At 43.0% G+C, this 16317-nt stretch carries 16 protein-coding genes and 1 pseudogene; 6 read left to right on the top strand and 11 right to left on the bottom strand.

What is annotated here, in order from left to right:
• Positions 1–42: 42 nt before the first annotated feature.
• The 11 genes from IH597_02820 to IH597_02770 form a co-directional block, all read right to left on the bottom strand.
• Positions 43–2421, bottom strand: a complete 2379-nt coding sequence (locus IH597_02820; protein ID MBE0661375.1) for a TonB-dependent receptor — start codon at positions 2419–2421, stop codon at positions 43–45.
• A 130-nt stretch (positions 2422–2551) separates the two neighbouring features.
• Positions 2552–3310: a DNA alkylation repair protein gene (locus tag IH597_02815; protein ID MBE0661374.1), complete on the bottom strand. Its 759-nt coding sequence runs from the start codon at positions 3308–3310 to the stop codon at positions 2552–2554.
• Between the two features lie 313 nt (positions 3311–3623).
• Positions 3624–4544: a hypothetical protein gene (locus tag IH597_02810; protein ID MBE0661373.1), complete on the bottom strand. Its 921-nt coding sequence runs from the start codon at positions 4542–4544 to the stop codon at positions 3624–3626.
• A 43-nt stretch (positions 4545–4587) separates the two neighbouring features.
• Positions 4588–6597 carry an aminotransferase class V-fold PLP-dependent enzyme gene (locus tag IH597_02805; protein MBE0661372.1) on the bottom strand — a complete coding sequence of 670 codons (2010 nt, stop codon included), beginning with the start codon at positions 6595–6597 and terminating at the stop codon, positions 4588–4590.
• A gap of 8 nt (positions 6598–6605) precedes the next feature.
• Positions 6606–6851, bottom strand: a complete 246-nt coding sequence (locus tag IH597_02800) for a helix-turn-helix transcriptional regulator (GenBank protein MBE0661371.1) — start codon at positions 6849–6851, stop codon at positions 6606–6608.
• 1 nt (position 6852) lies between these two features.
• Positions 6853–7299, bottom strand: a complete 447-nt coding sequence (locus IH597_02795) for a hypothetical protein (GenBank protein MBE0661370.1) — start codon at positions 7297–7299, stop codon at positions 6853–6855.
• Between the two features lie 205 nt (positions 7300–7504).
• Positions 7505–7993, bottom strand: a complete 489-nt coding sequence (locus IH597_02790; protein MBE0661369.1) for a hypothetical protein — start codon at positions 7991–7993, stop codon at positions 7505–7507.
• 98 nt (positions 7994–8091) lie between these two features.
• The gene (locus IH597_02785) at positions 8092–8760 is read right to left on the bottom strand and encodes a hypothetical protein (protein MBE0661368.1); all 669 of its coding nucleotides are present in this window, start codon (positions 8758–8760) and stop codon (positions 8092–8094) included.
• A 247-nt stretch (positions 8761–9007) separates the two neighbouring features.
• Positions 9008–9451, bottom strand: coding sequence for an OsmC family protein (locus IH597_02780; protein ID MBE0661367.1), 444 nt, complete (start codon positions 9449–9451; stop codon positions 9008–9010).
• A gap of 31 nt (positions 9452–9482) precedes the next feature.
• On the bottom strand, positions 9483–10001 hold the full coding sequence (locus IH597_02775) for a hypothetical protein (protein ID MBE0661366.1): 519 nt from the start codon (positions 9999–10001) through the stop codon (positions 9483–9485).
• A gap of 306 nt (positions 10002–10307) precedes the next feature.
• A complete protein-coding gene (locus IH597_02770) occupies positions 10308–11075 on the bottom strand; it encodes a GNAT family N-acetyltransferase (protein ID MBE0661365.1) in 768 nt (255 codons plus the stop codon).
• Between the two features lie 586 nt (positions 11076–11661).
• Between IH597_02770 and IH597_02765 the strand changes: the two genes are divergently transcribed.
• The 6 genes and pseudogenes from IH597_02765 (at position 11662) to IH597_02740 (ending at position 16307) form a co-directional block, all read left to right on the top strand.
• Positions 11662–13251 carry a calcineurin-like phosphoesterase family protein gene (locus IH597_02765; GenBank protein ID MBE0661364.1) on the top strand — a complete coding sequence of 530 codons (1590 nt, stop codon included), beginning with the start codon at positions 11662–11664 and terminating at the stop codon, positions 13249–13251.
• 160 nt (positions 13252–13411) lie between these two features.
• A complete protein-coding gene (locus tag IH597_02760; protein ID MBE0661363.1) occupies positions 13412–13747 on the top strand; it encodes a hypothetical protein in 336 nt (111 codons plus the stop codon).
• Between the two features lie 142 nt (positions 13748–13889).
• The gene (locus IH597_02755) at positions 13890–14762 is read left to right on the top strand and encodes a methylated-DNA--[protein]-cysteine S-methyltransferase (GenBank protein MBE0661362.1); all 873 of its coding nucleotides are present in this window, start codon (positions 13890–13892) and stop codon (positions 14760–14762) included.
• 181 nt (positions 14763–14943) lie between these two features.
• Positions 14944–15336, top strand: a complete 393-nt coding sequence (locus IH597_02750) for a VOC family protein (protein ID MBE0661361.1) — start codon at positions 14944–14946, stop codon at positions 15334–15336.
• A gap of 122 nt (positions 15337–15458) precedes the next feature.
• A pseudogene (locus IH597_02745) lies at positions 15459–15885 on the top strand (DUF1801 domain-containing protein).
• Between the two features lie 137 nt (positions 15886–16022).
• The gene (locus tag IH597_02740; protein MBE0661360.1) at positions 16023–16307 is read left to right on the top strand and encodes a hypothetical protein; all 285 of its coding nucleotides are present in this window, start codon (positions 16023–16025) and stop codon (positions 16305–16307) included.
• The last annotated feature ends 10 nt before the right edge of the window (positions 16308–16317 follow it).

The raw sequence follows: 16317 nt of genomic DNA, 5'->3' as shown, positions 1-16317 counted from the left end.
GGATTTTAAGCTTGGGGCGTGGGGCGTGGAGCTACTTCACTACTAAAACTGTATCCGGTATAAAAACATCGGCACAAAACCTTGCTGGTAAATCTGGTAGACTTCGTTTTTACGGGCATCGTAACTTTCCATAAATATACTCTGGTAACCACTGATGTTTTGCAGATCAATGCCCCATTCGTGACTGAATTTGCTGCGGTTGATGCGAATACCAAAACGCAGATCGGTACGGAAGTAATCGTCGAAGCGGTTTTCATAACTCCGGCTCCAATCATGAATTTGTTTACCTTTTGCCAGCGATTCTTCAAAATCAACCGGGATAAAACGTTTGCCACCGGCCAGCACGGTTTTCAGATCAACAGTAAGTGTGGCATTTTTACCAACTTTAAATTCATAGCCACCCAGCAGGTTAAACACATAATTTCCATTGAAAGCCGTGTTGCGCCATACGCCATCATAACCAGTGTATTTTGAATCGAACAGCGAAGCAGTGAGAAGGAAATACCATCCTTTGTTAAGGAATCTCTCAACCGTGAGTTCAAGCCCATAGTTTCGGCCTTTGCCCTTGTTTAAAAGGCTGTCTTGTTTCGGAACTCCAAACATATCGCCGGTATTGATCTGTGAAAATTCCGGAAAACTTTCCTTCACAGGAACATTGTAAAGCTGCTGATAATAGGTTTCGGCCTTGATACGAAAATGACTGTTAAGCAAATACTGATAACCAAGCACAAACTGATTGCTGCGTGTCATTTTCAGGTCTTCGTTGGTGCGTGAATAGCTGTCAGTATTGGGATCGTAACCCTGGTAAAAATAAATTTCGCGGGGCTGCATCATGCTGTGAACACCAAACCCGGCATTCAGCGAACTTCGCGGGGCAAATTGCCAGCGCATTCCAAGTCGTGGTTCGAACGCAAACTCATCATTGAAGCCAACATACTGAAGGTGTGATCCGGCGTATGCTGTTATTTGTGTACCGAACTTTTGCTGCCACTGTCCATAAGCACGATAAAGCAATAAATCGCCGGTGGCATCGGTGTTTGTGACAAAATGCCCGTAATCAATATGAAGTACACTGTCAATATAATCCACCGAATAGCGATCTATAATAACTCCTATCACATAGTTGGCATTTGCACTCACTTTGCGTCGTAACTGGCTGCTCAGCGACCATTTCTGCTCAGTTTGGTTCCCACGGTATACAGGAATAAATACCTCGCTACCAATTGAATCCACCACAGCGCTTGAAGATGTTTGCTGCCACGACAAAGTACTTTTTATCCTGGTGTTCTCATTAAAGAAGTAAGTATGTGAGGTTCCTATCACCGCCAGGTCAGAACCGAAATCAGTGGCTGTGCCACGCAAATTATATTGGTTTTCAGTTGTATCAACAAGGTTGCGGCCCAGATCAATGAAACTTTTACCCCATAAGCCAAACACCTTGAACCTTCCTGATTTTGTACCCGGAACATCGGCCAGGAAAGTAAAATCCTTGTATTGGGGAATAGCTGCTCCAGTACCCATATTGAATCCGAGTTTATCCATCACTTCCAGCGTAGAGTAGCGGAAATTGGCAAGGTATGATGCGTTTTGTCCATTCTCAAACCTGAATGCCGGGCCTTCAGCTCCAAGCTCAAAACCGTTAAAACCAACCTGCCCGGTGAATTCCCTCACATTGGCGTTTCCGCTACGGAGGTTGAGATCAAACACGCCTGCTGTGGCATTGCCGAACTCTGCCGGGAAAGCGCCCGTAAGGAAATCGGAATTACCTAGCAGGTTGTTGTTCACCATACTCACCGGACCGCCTGTGGTTCCCATCGCACCAAAATGATTAGGGTTTGGAATTTCAATACCTTCGAGCCGCCACAGCACACCAGTAGGTGAATTGCCACGGATGATGATGTCGTTGCGTGAATCGTTCTGGGTCATTACACCGGCAAAATTGGCTACCATGCGTGCCGGATCGCCCAGGCTGCCGGCATAACGCTCGGTTTCTTCCACTGAAAAAGTGCGGGCGCTAACCAATGCCATTTCGTTAATGGCTTCTTCCTTACGAACCGTTGAAACAACCGTAATTTCACTTAAGTTAACAACAGCTTCTTCAAGAAATACTTCGAGAAAAACCTCTTTGCCGCTATTGAGCAGAACATTGTTGTAAACCCTTTTCAAATACCCCACATAGCTTATTTCGAGATTTTGCCGCCCTACCGGAACAGAAGCAAGCGTGAACTGACCATTCAGATCGGTTGAGACAGCAATCAGCGGATCGCTGCCTTGCAGGATCACATGAGCGCCGGGAAGAGGAAAGCCGGTTACAGCGTCCATAACCTTTCCACGAATGGTTTGGGAATGATTAATGGGAGTTTCTGCAATGAGGGCCAGACCTGAAATAAATAAAACAGTTGTAAGTACCAGATTTTTCATTTTGCCTTGTGTTTTGATTTGCGGCAAAAGTATCATGGACCAAACAACAGCTCAAATGAAAGGTGATGAACGGGGAAAAAGAAGGGATGAGTGCGGAAAACGGCTAAGTGATAGATAAATGCATTTATAATTACGACACAGGGTTTCCGTTCTTTTTCCTTTGCGAACGCAAACCATGCCTGATAATCCATTGAGTTGCTTTGCCGGGATTGTCGGCCTGCCATGCTGTGATAATTTGCATGGCCAATTCCGGAGCATCCTTCATGAGGTCGTTGAGGTTGTTGCCTACGCTTTTCTGAACAAATTTTTCAGGGTCATTATTCAGGTTTGTAAGAATCCGTGAGTAAGTTTCGAATTCTCTGATAGCAACCAACGATTTTTTTGCCCAGGGCAAACGAATTCTTACCCCTTCGCTGGCAAGACGCCTTACGTGAACATTTTCATCAAGGCTCCATTTTATGATGATCTCAAGGGATTGTTTTGGATATTTCTCAATCAGCGGCCTGATTGCAAATTCTCCTGTGAACCGCTTGGTGAGTTGATAAATAAAGTCCATGGAGATCGGGAAATCCTTAGTTCCGTTTCTTTCAACGTAACGGCCAACGGGCCACAACCACCAACCGTAGACGAACATGCCTTCGGTAGTTTGAAGTTCAGGGCCGAGTATTTGATGGAAAATGGCGATATCCTGCACATAGTCGCCGGTCAGAAACTCTTCCAATGCTGTAGCAAAAGCATCCTGCCTTTGCAAAAATTCCTTGTCATGAATTTCTGCATCTAATTTCCTCACAAAGCCATCAGCATTAAACTCCGGCCACACAGCTGCAATTTTACCTGCAATTAATTGAGCACATTCGAGGTCGTAATAATCTTTGAATTTCTTTGCCATGGATTGTCGCTTTTAGTGTTGCAAAGTAATTGAAAGTATTTTGATTGCGAGATAAAAAGCCAGCCTAACACCCCTGCATCTATTAATACAAAAACCCGAACAACCACAGTGGGATTTTATTTCAATGTGCATACTCAATGTTGTCGGCAGCGATAAAGGAATCGGGAATACCAGAAATCTGTTTTTGGTTTTTGTTTTTCCGTCGACTCTGATTTTGCAAAATAGATCAAAAATTGCAAAACAGACTTTGCAATTTCAATCACTTTTTGTAAGACCCATGTTGCAATTTTGACAAAAATACAACATGGCAACCTCAAACAAAGTCATTTTTCCCTGCATACCGCAGCACCCTCAGCACCCGCAAAGTATTCCAACGACTGGGCTTTCCAGCCTGTTCCATTGTAAAGTGAACCTGGCCGGAATAAGCGGCTGAAAGTTTCCATTTGCCTTCAACCGTTCGTTTGCTCAAGATGATCTCCACTACCTCATCCATACGCGGATCATATTTAAGACCTGAAAACTGAAAGTAATCCATGACCCTAAGAATATCATAATACCAGCGACAGGGATAAGGGAATTTCAGAAACCTCTCCTGGATAACACTGCCTGTTTTATCTGACTTAAAAAGCCTGTGCATCAATAAAAATTCCTGAGCTTCAGCCTTTGCCTGCCGGACTTCATCCAACCGGTAAATGTAGCCATTGCGTTCGTACTCAAACAAACCTTCCAGCACCGAAAGTGTGGTGTGCATGGAACTGTGTTTGGCCCCGCTGCGGTTCGAACGGCAATTGAAACCGCCATCGGCCATTCGTTGCGAAAGCAGGAAATCAATCACCGATTTCAGATTTTCTTCATCAATTTTGAAATAAGCGGCAAAATTAAGCGCCATTCCATTCACACAAACATCGCTTTGCGCAATGCTGTTGGCCGGATTGATGCCGCCATCTTCGCTTTTTTCTTCTTTAAAGGCCCTTTGAAGTGTTTGCTGAATGAGCAAATTGTCAGGGGCAATGTTCAGGTTCTTTAAATCCAGCAGGGTATAATGGGCTGAGATCCATTTTGGTTGATAATATCTTTCGCTCCAATAGCCATCTGGTTTGCGGGCTTTCAATAACTGAGCGCCCCAGCCTTCCTGTGCAATGCGCTTTTGTAGATCGGGCCTTTCTGTGCCCAGTAAATCGCGGTAAACCTGGTATTGAATGGCTACATCACCTTCGAGTAGCCAGTTGATGATAGGGTTGTTTTTCATTTTTGATTAAACCGATAAATGTACAACCTTATCCAAAAACCAAATGCTCCCTTTCCTTCACAAATTCAATGATTTGTTGTTTTACGATTTTTTCAGGAACTGCAGATATTTCATCCTTGGTTCGAACCGCAAAAGTTCCTGAAGCTTCATTACCGGAAACACCTGCAATTATCTTTAATTCAGTGATCAATGTATCAACTTCTTTCTCAGTATTCTGGATTCCGAAGCTTAGCCTGGTAATTCCCTGTAAGTTGAGAATGGGTACCACCTTTAATACGAAGCGTTGCATTTTCTCCTGAAATGGTGTGAACCCGGCCAGTTGTTTGATGATGAGGTGGGCGCAAAGACAACCGTAACGTACACCGATTCCTCCGCGCCGGGCAAGTTTACCGGCTACTTTTGACGACATTTTGTCTTTCAGATCAAAACCGATAACCCCGATTTTATGTGCAGGAAAATTTGACCTGTAAGGCAAAGAACCATGCAATTTCAATCCGGGAATGCCGGCCATTTCCAACATAGCCCTGGATGTCATTTTTTTCTCGTGCTCTTCGATGTGATCGTATCCGATGCGGTTCAGCAAAAGCAGTGCTTTGCCTAAAGCTGCAATTCCACCAGGGTTTTCTTCAGCCGAGGCATTGATAAGTTTCAATTCTTCATCGCCAAAGTGCAGCAATCCTTTACGGGCAATCAGCACACCGGTTCCAAACGGAGCATACACCTTGTGGGCTGAGAAAGCAAGATAATCAATACCGGATGCCTGCATGTCAATTTTTCGGTGGGCTACCAACTGGGCGGCATCTACAATAAGATGTGCACCGTAACGCTGCGCCAGTTCACCGATTGCCGGAAGCTTGTTGCAGGTTCCCAGCACATTTGAAGCACCGCTCACAGCAAGCAATTTTATTCTTTCTGAACCATGCTGGAATTCTGAATTATAAGAACGCAGCATGTTTTCCAGTTCACTCAGGTCAAACAAACCATCATTGCTTACAGGCAACCTTATAAGTTTATGTCCGGCAACCGTTCGCCAAGGCAGATCGTTTGACGAATGTTCAAGTATGGTAGTTAAAATTACCGGCTGAATGCCAGCATTGGTTTCATTGGAAAGGCTTTGAGCTGCCAGGTTTATGGATTCCGTGGCGTTTGAGGTAAACAGAATATCATAATCTGATAATGGCGCGCCCAGCTTCTCCGCACTAATTTGCCTGACTTTATCAATGATGGCCTTCCTGGTGTTTTCCGGTTGACGAACCGTTTGTCTGAAAGCATCCCAAACCGGTGTAAAGGTCGGTGTGCTGGCGCTGTTGTCGAAATTGATAAAAGCCTGCAAACCCTTTGTGGTCGGAACCAACACATTGCACCCAATAAGCTTTTTGCGAAGTTCATGGAGCAATCCGATCCCGTTGTAGGGCTTTAATTCGTCATCATACAAGATTTTTTCTGCATCCATTTCTTCAAAGTATATTTGCCTGAAAATATCCTTGCCCCACTTCTTCATCATCAGCAAGGCTTTGGCAAATGCAATAATGTTGATAATGGCGGGGGTTCCGGCTTCGAACCTGTCGGGAGCGTTGGCCCACATGGCCCAATCTTCACCGTAAAGTTTTGTGGTTCCTCCACCGGTCTCAATCGGGCTTCCAGCAGGCATTGCATTTTTTCTGATCGCCACAGCGGTCACACCCAGTTGTAATCCGAAATCATTGCTTCGCAGCGTTTTATAACTTCCCTGTTTCAACGATTTCATTAAAGTCGGTGCGCGCCGTGCCGTACAAAAAACCAGCATATAGCTGCGCCTATTCAAACCCATGAAATCAAGTACAATCTCTCTGGATTTATCATACAAATGTGTGCTGACTTTTGAGAAATGCCCGCTTCCCCGGTGCACATTCGAGTAGGTTTCAAGTGCGGTATACATAGAATCTTCGAGTTCCATGTATGCATTAACAATTTTTATATTTTCGGTTTGGTGTTGAGCCTTTGTTGTGTTGTTGCCCGTTTCGGCGGCAAATTCTTTTGTGATTGTAGTGGTTTTCATTTTTGAGATTATTTCTTTGGTGATTTCTTTTCAGGCTCGGGAATAAATTCAAAAGTAAAGACTTCATCAAGCGGAACATTGAATGTGTGTGCGATTCGAAAGGCAAGTTCCAGGGTTGGGAAGTATTTGCCGTTTTCAATGGCTACGATGGTTTGCCTCGAAACTCCTGTTTTGTCGGCAAGATCCTGTTGTGTCATTTCATCGGCAAAAAAGCGTAATTTCCGAATATTGTTGTTTATCAGGGCTTTTGTCATGTTACACTCCTTTCCTGTAAAAATAAAGCCTGGCGATCTCATTCACAACGCTTGCAATAAACCCTGAGGAAATGAGTACAACAAACATCATCCAGGGTTGCCAGCCCAACGACAGGCTGCCCATCGCAAGCATGAATCCGACGATAAAGATGTAATGAGAAATTTTGATGGCTTTCAGTTCAATGAGTTTGTCGCGTTCATCTTCAATCGGATCAATTTCATCTTTGCTGGTGGTGTGGATATAAATAGCAAACACAATCTGAATGATGATTTGGGTTCCAATGGCCACCGGAATGAGGATAAGGAATGATTTGCCCCAGAAGCTGAAATCGTTTAAAATATCAGGATTTCCGGCAATATACCTGCTGTAAACGTACCAGGCATAAAATACCATGATCAGTACTGAGCTGACCAGCGAAATGAGTATTCTTTTTTCTTTAACGTCCATAATTACCTCCTTTGTCTGTTATGTATTACACTGTGTCAATAATTAACGACGCAAAAGTAATTATGTTTTACATAATGACAAATATATTTGTCATTTATCTTGAACAACTTATTAACAGCAGGAAAAGACAGAATAAACAATTCTGCTAGCCGGACATACTAAAGCAGAATTTAATACAGTGGTTATGGAATGAGGCGGTAAACATTTACACAGACCGCTCAAGTATTTTCTTCATATTGCCTCCCTCTATCTGCACATGCACATCCATATCATTTAACATTCTGATATTCCTGTTTTTAAATAGCGTACGCGAAAGTAGTTTGAACCTCAGGTATGTAATATGCTTAAATGTAGAATGGGAACCGTGGTCTTCTATGATCATCTCGATTTCTTCAGTAATCAGGGATAGCGAAAAAGAAAATTTCATGGTTATTTTCTTTCCGGCATTACACTCTGTAATTTTCCCTTTGTATTTTATTTTTTCGCCCATCATCATTTGTTCAGCATAGAAAGTTGATCCCATTTCAAAGGGTGCTCCTTTGGTCCATTGAAACAAAATATGGTCATCAGGGTGCCATGCCTTATAGTTTGTTTCGATATTGAGGAGAAACTCCCAGATTTTTTCCGGAGAGGCATTTACGTCTATTTCATGCATAAGCGTCATGTGCTTTTCAATTTTATTAATTACTTCCATACTGCAAATAATTTATTTTGTTGATCCAAAAAGACTAACATTACACAAATCCGGTAAAAGGGGCTGCACATATTGAGTTTATTTTTGAAAGCATAACTTCAATTTTCAATCAATGTTGATTTGTTACGTCTGCGCTTCACACCCCATACCACCGTAATCACTCCTACCGGCAAAAGCAGCAGCCCGCTGGGAAAGGTCATGGAATTCAAGGTTGCATTGTCCAAAATCAACCCCACGAATGCAACAATGGACAAAAATGCAGAAACCACATACAGCAGGCTGATGTAGCGGATCACGCCTTTTTGCGGGACAAAACGAGAAAACAAAACCAGCGTTCCAATCGCCCAGAAAAAATAACCCATTTGGTTCAGGAAATAAGCAATTGAAACCTCTGATCCAAAATACCAAAGCCCTAACTGATCGTACATTCCGGCTTCGAGCAATTTTGGAACCAGCACCAACTGCGAACCATAAGAAATACAGTTTAGCGCAACATATACGGCCAGGAAAACCATGCCCAGCCGAAGCAATACATTATCAGCAATATTCGCAATGGTAAGCTGTGCAGCCATCAGATAAATGAGAGCGGGACTGATAAGAAAGGCAAGAAAGAATTGCCATTTCATGTGGTTTGTATTTTCCGCAACCCATCTCAGTTGCTCTATTAATGTTCCAGAAGGTTGCGAAATGGCCATCAGCAGTGGCCACAAAATCAGAATCAGGGTAAAAATGATTCCGCTGATGATGAGGAAGTTGTTTGTTTTCATGGTTCAAAAGTAGAGATATGGAAGGATTGTTTTCAATTTATTCTTTACAATATACTGCAAATTTTCTTTGTTTCCCAGTTCCTAAGAAAAGCTCTTCAGGGAAAAGCCTGCCACGCCGAAGGTGGGTTGGCAGTTCGTACCAGGCAGCTGGCAATCAAATACATCGCTCCATTACTCCAACACTGCATTACTGCATCACAAATATTTGATCCTCTACCTACTGTTGTTAGCTTTGTATGTTAAGCGCCTAAACCCCTGTAATGTTGTACAGAACCTCTACCTCCACATTCCCCATAAGCATAGCCCAAACAGGGCAATAGGTTTGTTCAGATAGCTTTATGACCTTGTCGAGGTCTGCTTCCTTAATATCAGGCGATTGCAGGTTGATCTCAAGAAAAATCTTACTGAAACATGTTGGATGCTCCTCTCTGCGGATTCCTTTTGCGTTGATACCAAATCCTGTTATGGTTCTCTCCTTCCTGCGAAGAAAGACCAGCACAGTGCTTCCCACACATGAAGAGAGGCTCAGTAAGAGTAATTCTAGTGAGGTGAAACCAAGCCCATCACCCAGGGGCGCTGTGTAGTCAATGGATAAAGTTTCGCTTCCATCAGTCTTGCCGGTAAAATTCAATTTCTGGTTCACCAATACAATGGAAGTGTTAAGTTCTTTCGATTTGTCAGTTGTATTCATACGTAAATGCTTTGAGACAGATGATAGGATTTTATGAAGATTTCAGTACCCTGCCGGGAACGCTGTTGTTTTTCCAGTAAAACACAGGAACGGGAAAAAGTTCGTATACCGATTTTTCATATTGCTCATATGCTTCTCCGAAAGTTTTGTACAGTACGATCCGTTCGCCGTGAATGGAAAGTTTGAACCCAATGTAAAGAGCAAGTGCAACGGAGAATAGAATTCCCGAATGAAAAATCAAGGCGAAAGCAGGGATTATGAAAATAATCACCGATGCATAAATCGGGTTCCTGCAAAAAGCATAGGGCCCCCAGGTAATGAGCCGCCCTTTCATGAAGCCCCGAAGGAAGGTGATAGCGCTATAGGCCCAGAAACTGCTTCCAAGGAACAGCCAGAAGTAAGCAAATAGCTTTACTGAAGCCAAATCCAGAAACACGAGGTTCAAAAACTCAGGATAATGGTACATAACGCTTAAAGAAAGCACGATATAAGGCAGGCATATCAATGCGAGCCTCGGGCCTATTCCGCCTAAAGTCATTGTTGTTTTCATTGTTTTCCCGTTTTAAGTTAATTGTGGAGCAAAAGTGCAGAGGTGTATGGTCACAGGAAAATGCATTTCGGTAAAATGGCGAAAATTGTCAATGAAAAACGCTTTTTTGAGGTTGGATATAAATCTGTGCGAAAGCAGACGAAAACCAAAATTATTTTTACTCAATTTTAAACCGCCAGCTTCAGTTCCCTGGCTGCTTGCCGGGACGCAAACCCCGACCGCAGGGAGGGGATGGCGTCCCCGATTCAACCAGCGGGAGGAAATCCATCCCCCTGCGGCGGATTGCTTCCCTCCCGGATTCCTGGCTCAGGCCAATTTCTCCTGCTTCAAAATATTCTTAAACCGCGTAAGCGAAACATAACGGTCAGCCAACACTTTTCCATCACGCAAAAAATTAAAGACACCATAAAACGATGGGGCTTGTTGCGCTTCGGCAGCCGATTTGATCTCAGTAATAGTGATCCCCAATTGTTCTGCAATGCCTGCTTCCCTGATTTCCTCAATCAAACGCGCTACCCAGGGGCATTGCCGTGAATAAAGAATATTCAGGCCTGTGTAATTTTTAGCATTGCCGTTTACTCTATTGAAAGATGGCAATGCTGCTTCGCTAAATTGCTTAACCAATAGCATATTTCCCTGATTGTCGCCATCGGCCTGGCTGAATCCGTTTTTCAGGAATATCTCCGCTTCGGCCATAAAAGCATGCTGGCTGACCATCGCTGCTGCACCCGCCAGGTTTTGCTCTTTAGCGTCTTTCAGGCATTCGTCAATTAATTGGGAACCATGACCCTGGTTTTTGTTGTTGTTAGGATAAACATACAGGCAATGAATAAACATATAGTTTTTTGCTGAAACCGCACGCCAGGCAAATTCTCCGGGAACATACTCAATAAAACCGGCTGCCTTTTTCTGACCCTCGATATAGAGCAGCTTTATTTTCAAACCCTCTGAAAAGCGTTCTTTCAGCCAATCTATCTTGAGAGAGTAAGAAGGATGTTTGGGATTGATGAAGCAGATGATCCCGGGATGCTCTGACAGATTCTGCAGATTAACCGAAACGATTTCAGTGTTCATAAGCAGGCAGTATTTAATTTGTATTCTATCCGAATGAAGAAAACGATGGTTGTAAACTCCTGAATGCAAACATAAGACGAAATTGTATGAAGCACAATGCAAGCAGCAAAAATTTGCAGCCCCCGTCCGATCGCTCCCAGCAGTCTGACGGATAAAGAACTGAATCTTCTTAGCAAAATTGAGTCCACTCCGAAAGGTCAATATGCCCCTAAATTACTCACTTCGTTCGTTAGATCGCTTCGCTAAGTTCCCTAAAGGGGATTTTCACAAATTGCTGGTTTTTATCGTTTTCCCTTTAGGGGTCAGGGGCTAAAAACGATAAAAACCAGCAATTTGTGACTTTTCAGAATGGACTCAAAATTTAAGGTTAAGTTATGCTTCTGAGCCCCCGTCCGATCGCTCCCGGTGCTCTTATGGATAAAGCCCCGATTGGTTCTTAGCAGACGATAATAATCGCTTTGATCTGAAGCTGTAAAGGCCTGCTCAGCAGAGTGGGCGTTCAAACATGAATTAATCCGGAATGATTTTCTTGTGTTGCCGTAACAAAGCGTTCAGGAATCTGTTTAGTTTTACAAAAAATACAAAAATGAAGCGAGCAATTTTTCCCATTATTATTCTGCTGATAGCTTTCACAGCAGCCAGCGCCCAAACTGGGCTTACGGCAACAGGAACAGTATTTCATGATTTAAACGCAAACGGCATCCGCGACAATGGCGAACCCGGCATTGCAGATGTAGCGGTTTCCAATGGAAATGATGTGGTTCTGACCGGAAAAAACGGTAAGTACACACTTGATGTTAATGATGATGCCATCATCTTTGTGATCAAACCAGGCAACTATAATTACCTTGTGAATGGGAACAATCTCCCGCAGTTTTACTACATACACAAACCCAAAGGTTCGCCTGAACTGGATTACCGGGGAGTTGACCCTAGCGGCCCTTTGCCTGCATCGGTGGATTTCGGTTTAGTGACTGGCAGCGAATCCGATGAATTCAGCATGCTTGTTTTTTCTGATCCACAAACCTATACCGAAGAACAGATCCGCTATTATAACAATGGCATTGTTGAAGAACTTGCTGTTGTTCAGGGTCATGCGTTCGGAATAACGCTGGGTGATATTGTGGGTGATAACCTGGATTTTTATGAACCCATTAACCGGGCAACTTCACGGATAGGTTTGCCGTGGTTTCATGTTTTTGGGAACCATGACATGAATTTTGATGCCGGAATCCAGCAACATGCTGACGAAACTTTCGAGCGCGTTTTCGGACCTGCCACGTATGCCTTTAATCATGGCAAAGTGCATTTCATCGTACTTGATGATGTGATTTATCCCAATGAAATTACTGATCATTCTTATGTTGGCGGGTTAAGGGAAGAGCACTTCCGGTTTATCGAAAACAGCCTGCGGTTCGTACCAAAGGAAAACCTTGTTGTACTGGCCATGCATATTCCGCTCTTCAACGAAGCGCCCTGGAGCGAAACCTTTTTAAATTCTCACAGAGACAGGCTTTTTAATTTGCTACGGAACCACCCATTCACACTCTCGTTATCGGGTCACACCCATATTCAACGCCACTATTACTTTGATAAAGACGATGGCTGGAAGAATGAAAATCCGCATCACCATTACAATGTGGGCACTACATCGGGCGACTGGTGGTCAGGTGAATACCGTAAAAACGGAACACCTGATGCCACCATGCGCGACGGAACACCGCAGGGTTATAATATCCTGCATTTCAAAGGAAATTCATACGCGTATGATTACAAAGTAGTCGCGCAGGCTGAAGACTATAAAATGCGTATTTACGGACCCAAAAAAGTACCCCGCAATCAACGTTATTTCAAAGGTGAAGTCTTTGTAAATTTCTTTCAGGGAAGCGAAAAAGATACGGTTCAGTACAAGGTGAATGATGGCGAATGGCGAACCATGCAATATGTCATTGAACAGGACCCGCATATCAGCGCCATGCGATACACCTGGGATCATGCCGAAACTTTGCCAAAAGGAAGCAGGCCATCCAATCCGGTGAACTGTTACCATCTCTGGAAGGCAAGGATTCCCACAAACGTGCCTGCCGGTGCGAACACAATACACATCAGGGTAAAAGACAAATTGGGACGGATCTATGAGGATAGTTGGAAATATGAAGCGGTGGAAGAGGAGTAACCAAGTTTAAAGTTCCGGGTTCAAGGTTCAAAGTTGGGTGGGCTATGATAAGTTATTACGCCCCTATTAATAGTCTCTTAGAGGCGTTTCACAATTTGATGGGTTTTAATGTTTTAGTTCCCAAATTTATGGCTACAACGATTCCTTCATCAGAGATCGTGTGTCGAACATTGCGGCGGATGAATCCTATATACTGGATAGATCAATTATTCATAATATGCCGGAATATCTGACTTCTGACCCAAAGCTTGAGATCAGTCATTTGGACCAAACCATCCCGATTTCTTTTATAATGCTCGAAGAAAAGGGAGATGAATCGGTAGATGATCTGAACCAGGCCATAGCATTTCATCTGCACTGGTTCGGAATCACGCTAAGAAGTCTTCTTTTATCTGTGATGGAAGAAACAGAACTAATTCCACATTCAAAACCTGAGCCCTACATCCTGGCCTGCAACAGCGACCCAAGTTTTTTTCTTATAGCCAATCAACCTTGATGAAGAATTAATTGATATTTTTAGCCAACCTATTTCAGGACAATACATTTGCATACATCCTGTTAAGAACCGCAAGATTCGGGTTTCCCAGCAACAGAAACTTTCAGACCTTTGCCAGCAATAAAAATGATAGCTAATAAAAATGTCCGAAACAAACCAAACCTATCACTACAACAAAATGGCGGAGGCCATTACTTATCTGGATGAAAACTTCAGGGAGCAGCCATCATTGGATGCCATAGCAGAACATATTCACTTAAGCCCGTTTCATTTTCAACGCTTGTTTAAAGAGTGGGTGGGTATCAGCCCAAAGAAGTATTTGCAGTTTATCAGCGCAAACTACGCAAAGGGCCTGCTCAGAAGCAAAGAAACAAACTTGTTTGATACAGCTTTTCAAACCGGTTTATCAGGCACAGGCAGGCTGCACGATCTGTTTATAAGATTGGAAGGAATGACTCCCGGTGAATACAAAAATGGTGGTGAAAACCTGAGCATCAATTATAGCTTTACGGAGAGTCCTTTTGGAAATGTAATCGTGGCTTCTACTGAAAAAGGAATTTGTCACCTGGATTTTGTTGAAGAGAGTGAAAGTGCATTAATGGATTTGCAGTCTCAATTCCCAAATGCAACATACCGGCAACAATCAGATAAAATCCAGCAAAGCACGCTATGCATTTTCCAGAACGATTGGAGCAATCTTAATGAAATCAAATTGCATTTAAAAGGAACAGCATTTCAGCTAAAGGTCTGGCAAGCCTTGCTGTCAATTCCTTATGGTAGCTTAACAACCTATGGGGATCTTTCCAAAAAGATTGATTGCCCAAAGGCGCCCAGGGCAGTAGGAACAGCCATTGGAAGCAACCCTGTAGCTTACCTGATCCCATGCCACAGGGTGATTCAACAATCCGGAAATATTGGTGGATATCGGTGGAACCCAATCAGAAAAAAGATTATGATTTGGTGGGAAGCGGCAGAATTGGAATTGAGTGATAATCCTTTTCAGCATGCTTTATAGAATCTGACCTGGAAAATGCTCAACACCATTGAAGGACTTTTCAACGCAGAGGCCTGGTATTTCCAGGCATGGACTTACTATAAAATTTGAACTTTTAAACTGTTTAGCAGTTTACAAAAGTGAGTTTCGCATTCCCTGAAACAGATGAAGCACAAAAACAAAACATAAATACATTTATAATATGACAACACAATCAAAGAACCCATTTACCTGGGTAGAAATTTATGTAGAAGATATGAGCAGGGCCCAAAAATTCTACGAAACAGTGCTACAAATTAAAATGATTCCGATGCAAACACCTGGGGAATTTAATGATTTGGAAATGTTGAGTTTCCCCTGGGCTGAGGGTGAAACAAATATCAGCGGAGCATTGTGCAAAACCAGGGAAATGAAACCTGGAACCGGTGGAACGCTGGTGTATTTTACTTGTGAAGATTGCGCGACCGAGACTTCAAGGGTTGTGGACGCCGGCGGACAAGTATTGCAACAAAAATTTCAAATTGGTGAGCACGGATTTTGCTCCATTGTTATGGACTCAGAAGGCAATACAATTGGCTTACATTCAATGAAATAGCAGCCTACAACAATAGAGAAAAGCAAAATTGTAAACACAGCCTCTAACCGCAAGTGGCGGTTCAGTGGTGAAGAAAACCGGCTGCAGAAGTTGATTTTTATTTGGCTGTAAAAGAGTAGGCAATGGGAAATTTAGTATTGAAAACAAATCCAAAATTCAATGCGGTTCTTGCAAACTATCCTGACACGGTTCGCAGTAAAATGCAAGTTTTAATAGAATTGGTGATAGAAACGGCCGAGGAAACAGAAAGCATTGACCAACTCGAAGAAACATTGAAATGGGGCGAACCCGGTTTTGTAACCAAATACGGAAGTAACCTGCGAATGGACTGGAAAGAAAAAGCGCTGAAGCAATATGCAATGTATTTCCAGTGTTCGAGCCGCCTGGTTGAAACGTTTAGAAATGTATTCGGCCCTAAATTTCAATACGAGGGAAACCGGGCTCTCGTGTTTCAGTTAGACCAAAAGCTCTATTGAGGAATTGAAAAAGTGCATAATAGCCACTTTGACTTATCAGAAGGTAAAACACCTGATCACATTAGGGATCTGACAAAATGTAAGTGGCCAATCGAGTTGGCTGCCCCTTTAGCGTTTGGTTGATATGAGAGCATAAGCTTACCATAAATCCTATCTTTTAAACTGCAATAAAGGACCTCTGAAACAGTTAATACTGTAAACCTGAAGCCCGTGAAAAACAAAAGACTGATCATCATTCTGACTGTAGCAGCGATTCTGTTGCTCATTCCATTCATTGCAATGCAATTTACCACCGAAGTAAATTGGGAAGCTAATGACTTTATAATCATGGGCGTTCTGTTGTTCGGAACCGGCTTGCTCTGTGAACTTGTGATGAGAAAAGTACATCGCGTTAAACACAGGGTTCTGATTTGTGGAGTAATTTTGCTTGCCTTTTTGCTAGTTTGGGCTGAACTGGCTGTTGGAATATTCGGGACAGCATTTACAGGCTCATAAGAATCGTTGA

The organism is Bacteroidales bacterium, from assembly GCA_014860575.1.
Taxonomy (GTDB): Bacteria; Bacteroidota; Bacteroidia; order Bacteroidales; family JAAYJT01; genus JAAYJT01.
The sequence above is the reverse complement of the archived record's forward strand: the minus strand, read 5'-3'. Positions and strand labels throughout refer to the sequence as shown.

Excerpts from the sequence above, each read along its gene's own strand:
- IH597_02820 (MBE0661375.1), bottom strand. The coding sequence starts at position 2,421 with ATGAAAAATCTGGTACTTACAACTGTTTTATTTATTTCAGGTCTGGCC.
- IH597_02815 (MBE0661374.1), bottom strand. The coding sequence starts at position 3,310 with ATGGCAAAGAAATTCAAAGATTATTACGACCTCGAATGTGCTCAATTA.
- IH597_02805 (MBE0661372.1), bottom strand. The coding sequence starts at position 6,597 with ATGAAAACCACTACAATCACAAAAGAATTTGCCGCCGAAACGGGCAAC.
- IH597_02800 (MBE0661371.1), bottom strand. The coding sequence starts at position 6,851 with ATGACAAAAGCCCTGATAAACAACAATATTCGGAAATTACGCTTTTTT.
- IH597_02795 (MBE0661370.1), bottom strand. The coding sequence starts at position 7,299 with ATGGACGTTAAAGAAAAAAGAATACTCATTTCGCTGGTCAGCTCAGTA.
- IH597_02790 (MBE0661369.1), bottom strand. The coding sequence starts at position 7,993 with ATGGAAGTAATTAATAAAATTGAAAAGCACATGACGCTTATGCATGAA.
- IH597_02785 (MBE0661368.1), bottom strand. The coding sequence starts at position 8,760 with ATGAAAACAAACAACTTCCTCATCATCAGCGGAATCATTTTTACCCTG.
- IH597_02780 (MBE0661367.1), bottom strand. The coding sequence starts at position 9,451 with ATGAATACAACTGACAAATCGAAAGAACTTAACACTTCCATTGTATTG.
- IH597_02775 (MBE0661366.1), bottom strand. The coding sequence starts at position 10,001 with ATGAAAACAACAATGACTTTAGGCGGAATAGGCCCGAGGCTCGCATTG.
- IH597_02770 (MBE0661365.1), bottom strand. The coding sequence starts at position 11,075 with ATGAACACTGAAATCGTTTCGGTTAATCTGCAGAATCTGTCAGAGCAT.
- IH597_02765 (MBE0661364.1), top strand. The coding sequence starts at position 11,662 with ATGAAGCGAGCAATTTTTCCCATTATTATTCTGCTGATAGCTTTCACA.
- IH597_02755 (MBE0661362.1), top strand. The coding sequence starts at position 13,890 with ATGTCCGAAACAAACCAAACCTATCACTACAACAAAATGGCGGAGGCC.
- IH597_02750 (MBE0661361.1), top strand. The coding sequence starts at position 14,944 with ATGACAACACAATCAAAGAACCCATTTACCTGGGTAGAAATTTATGTA.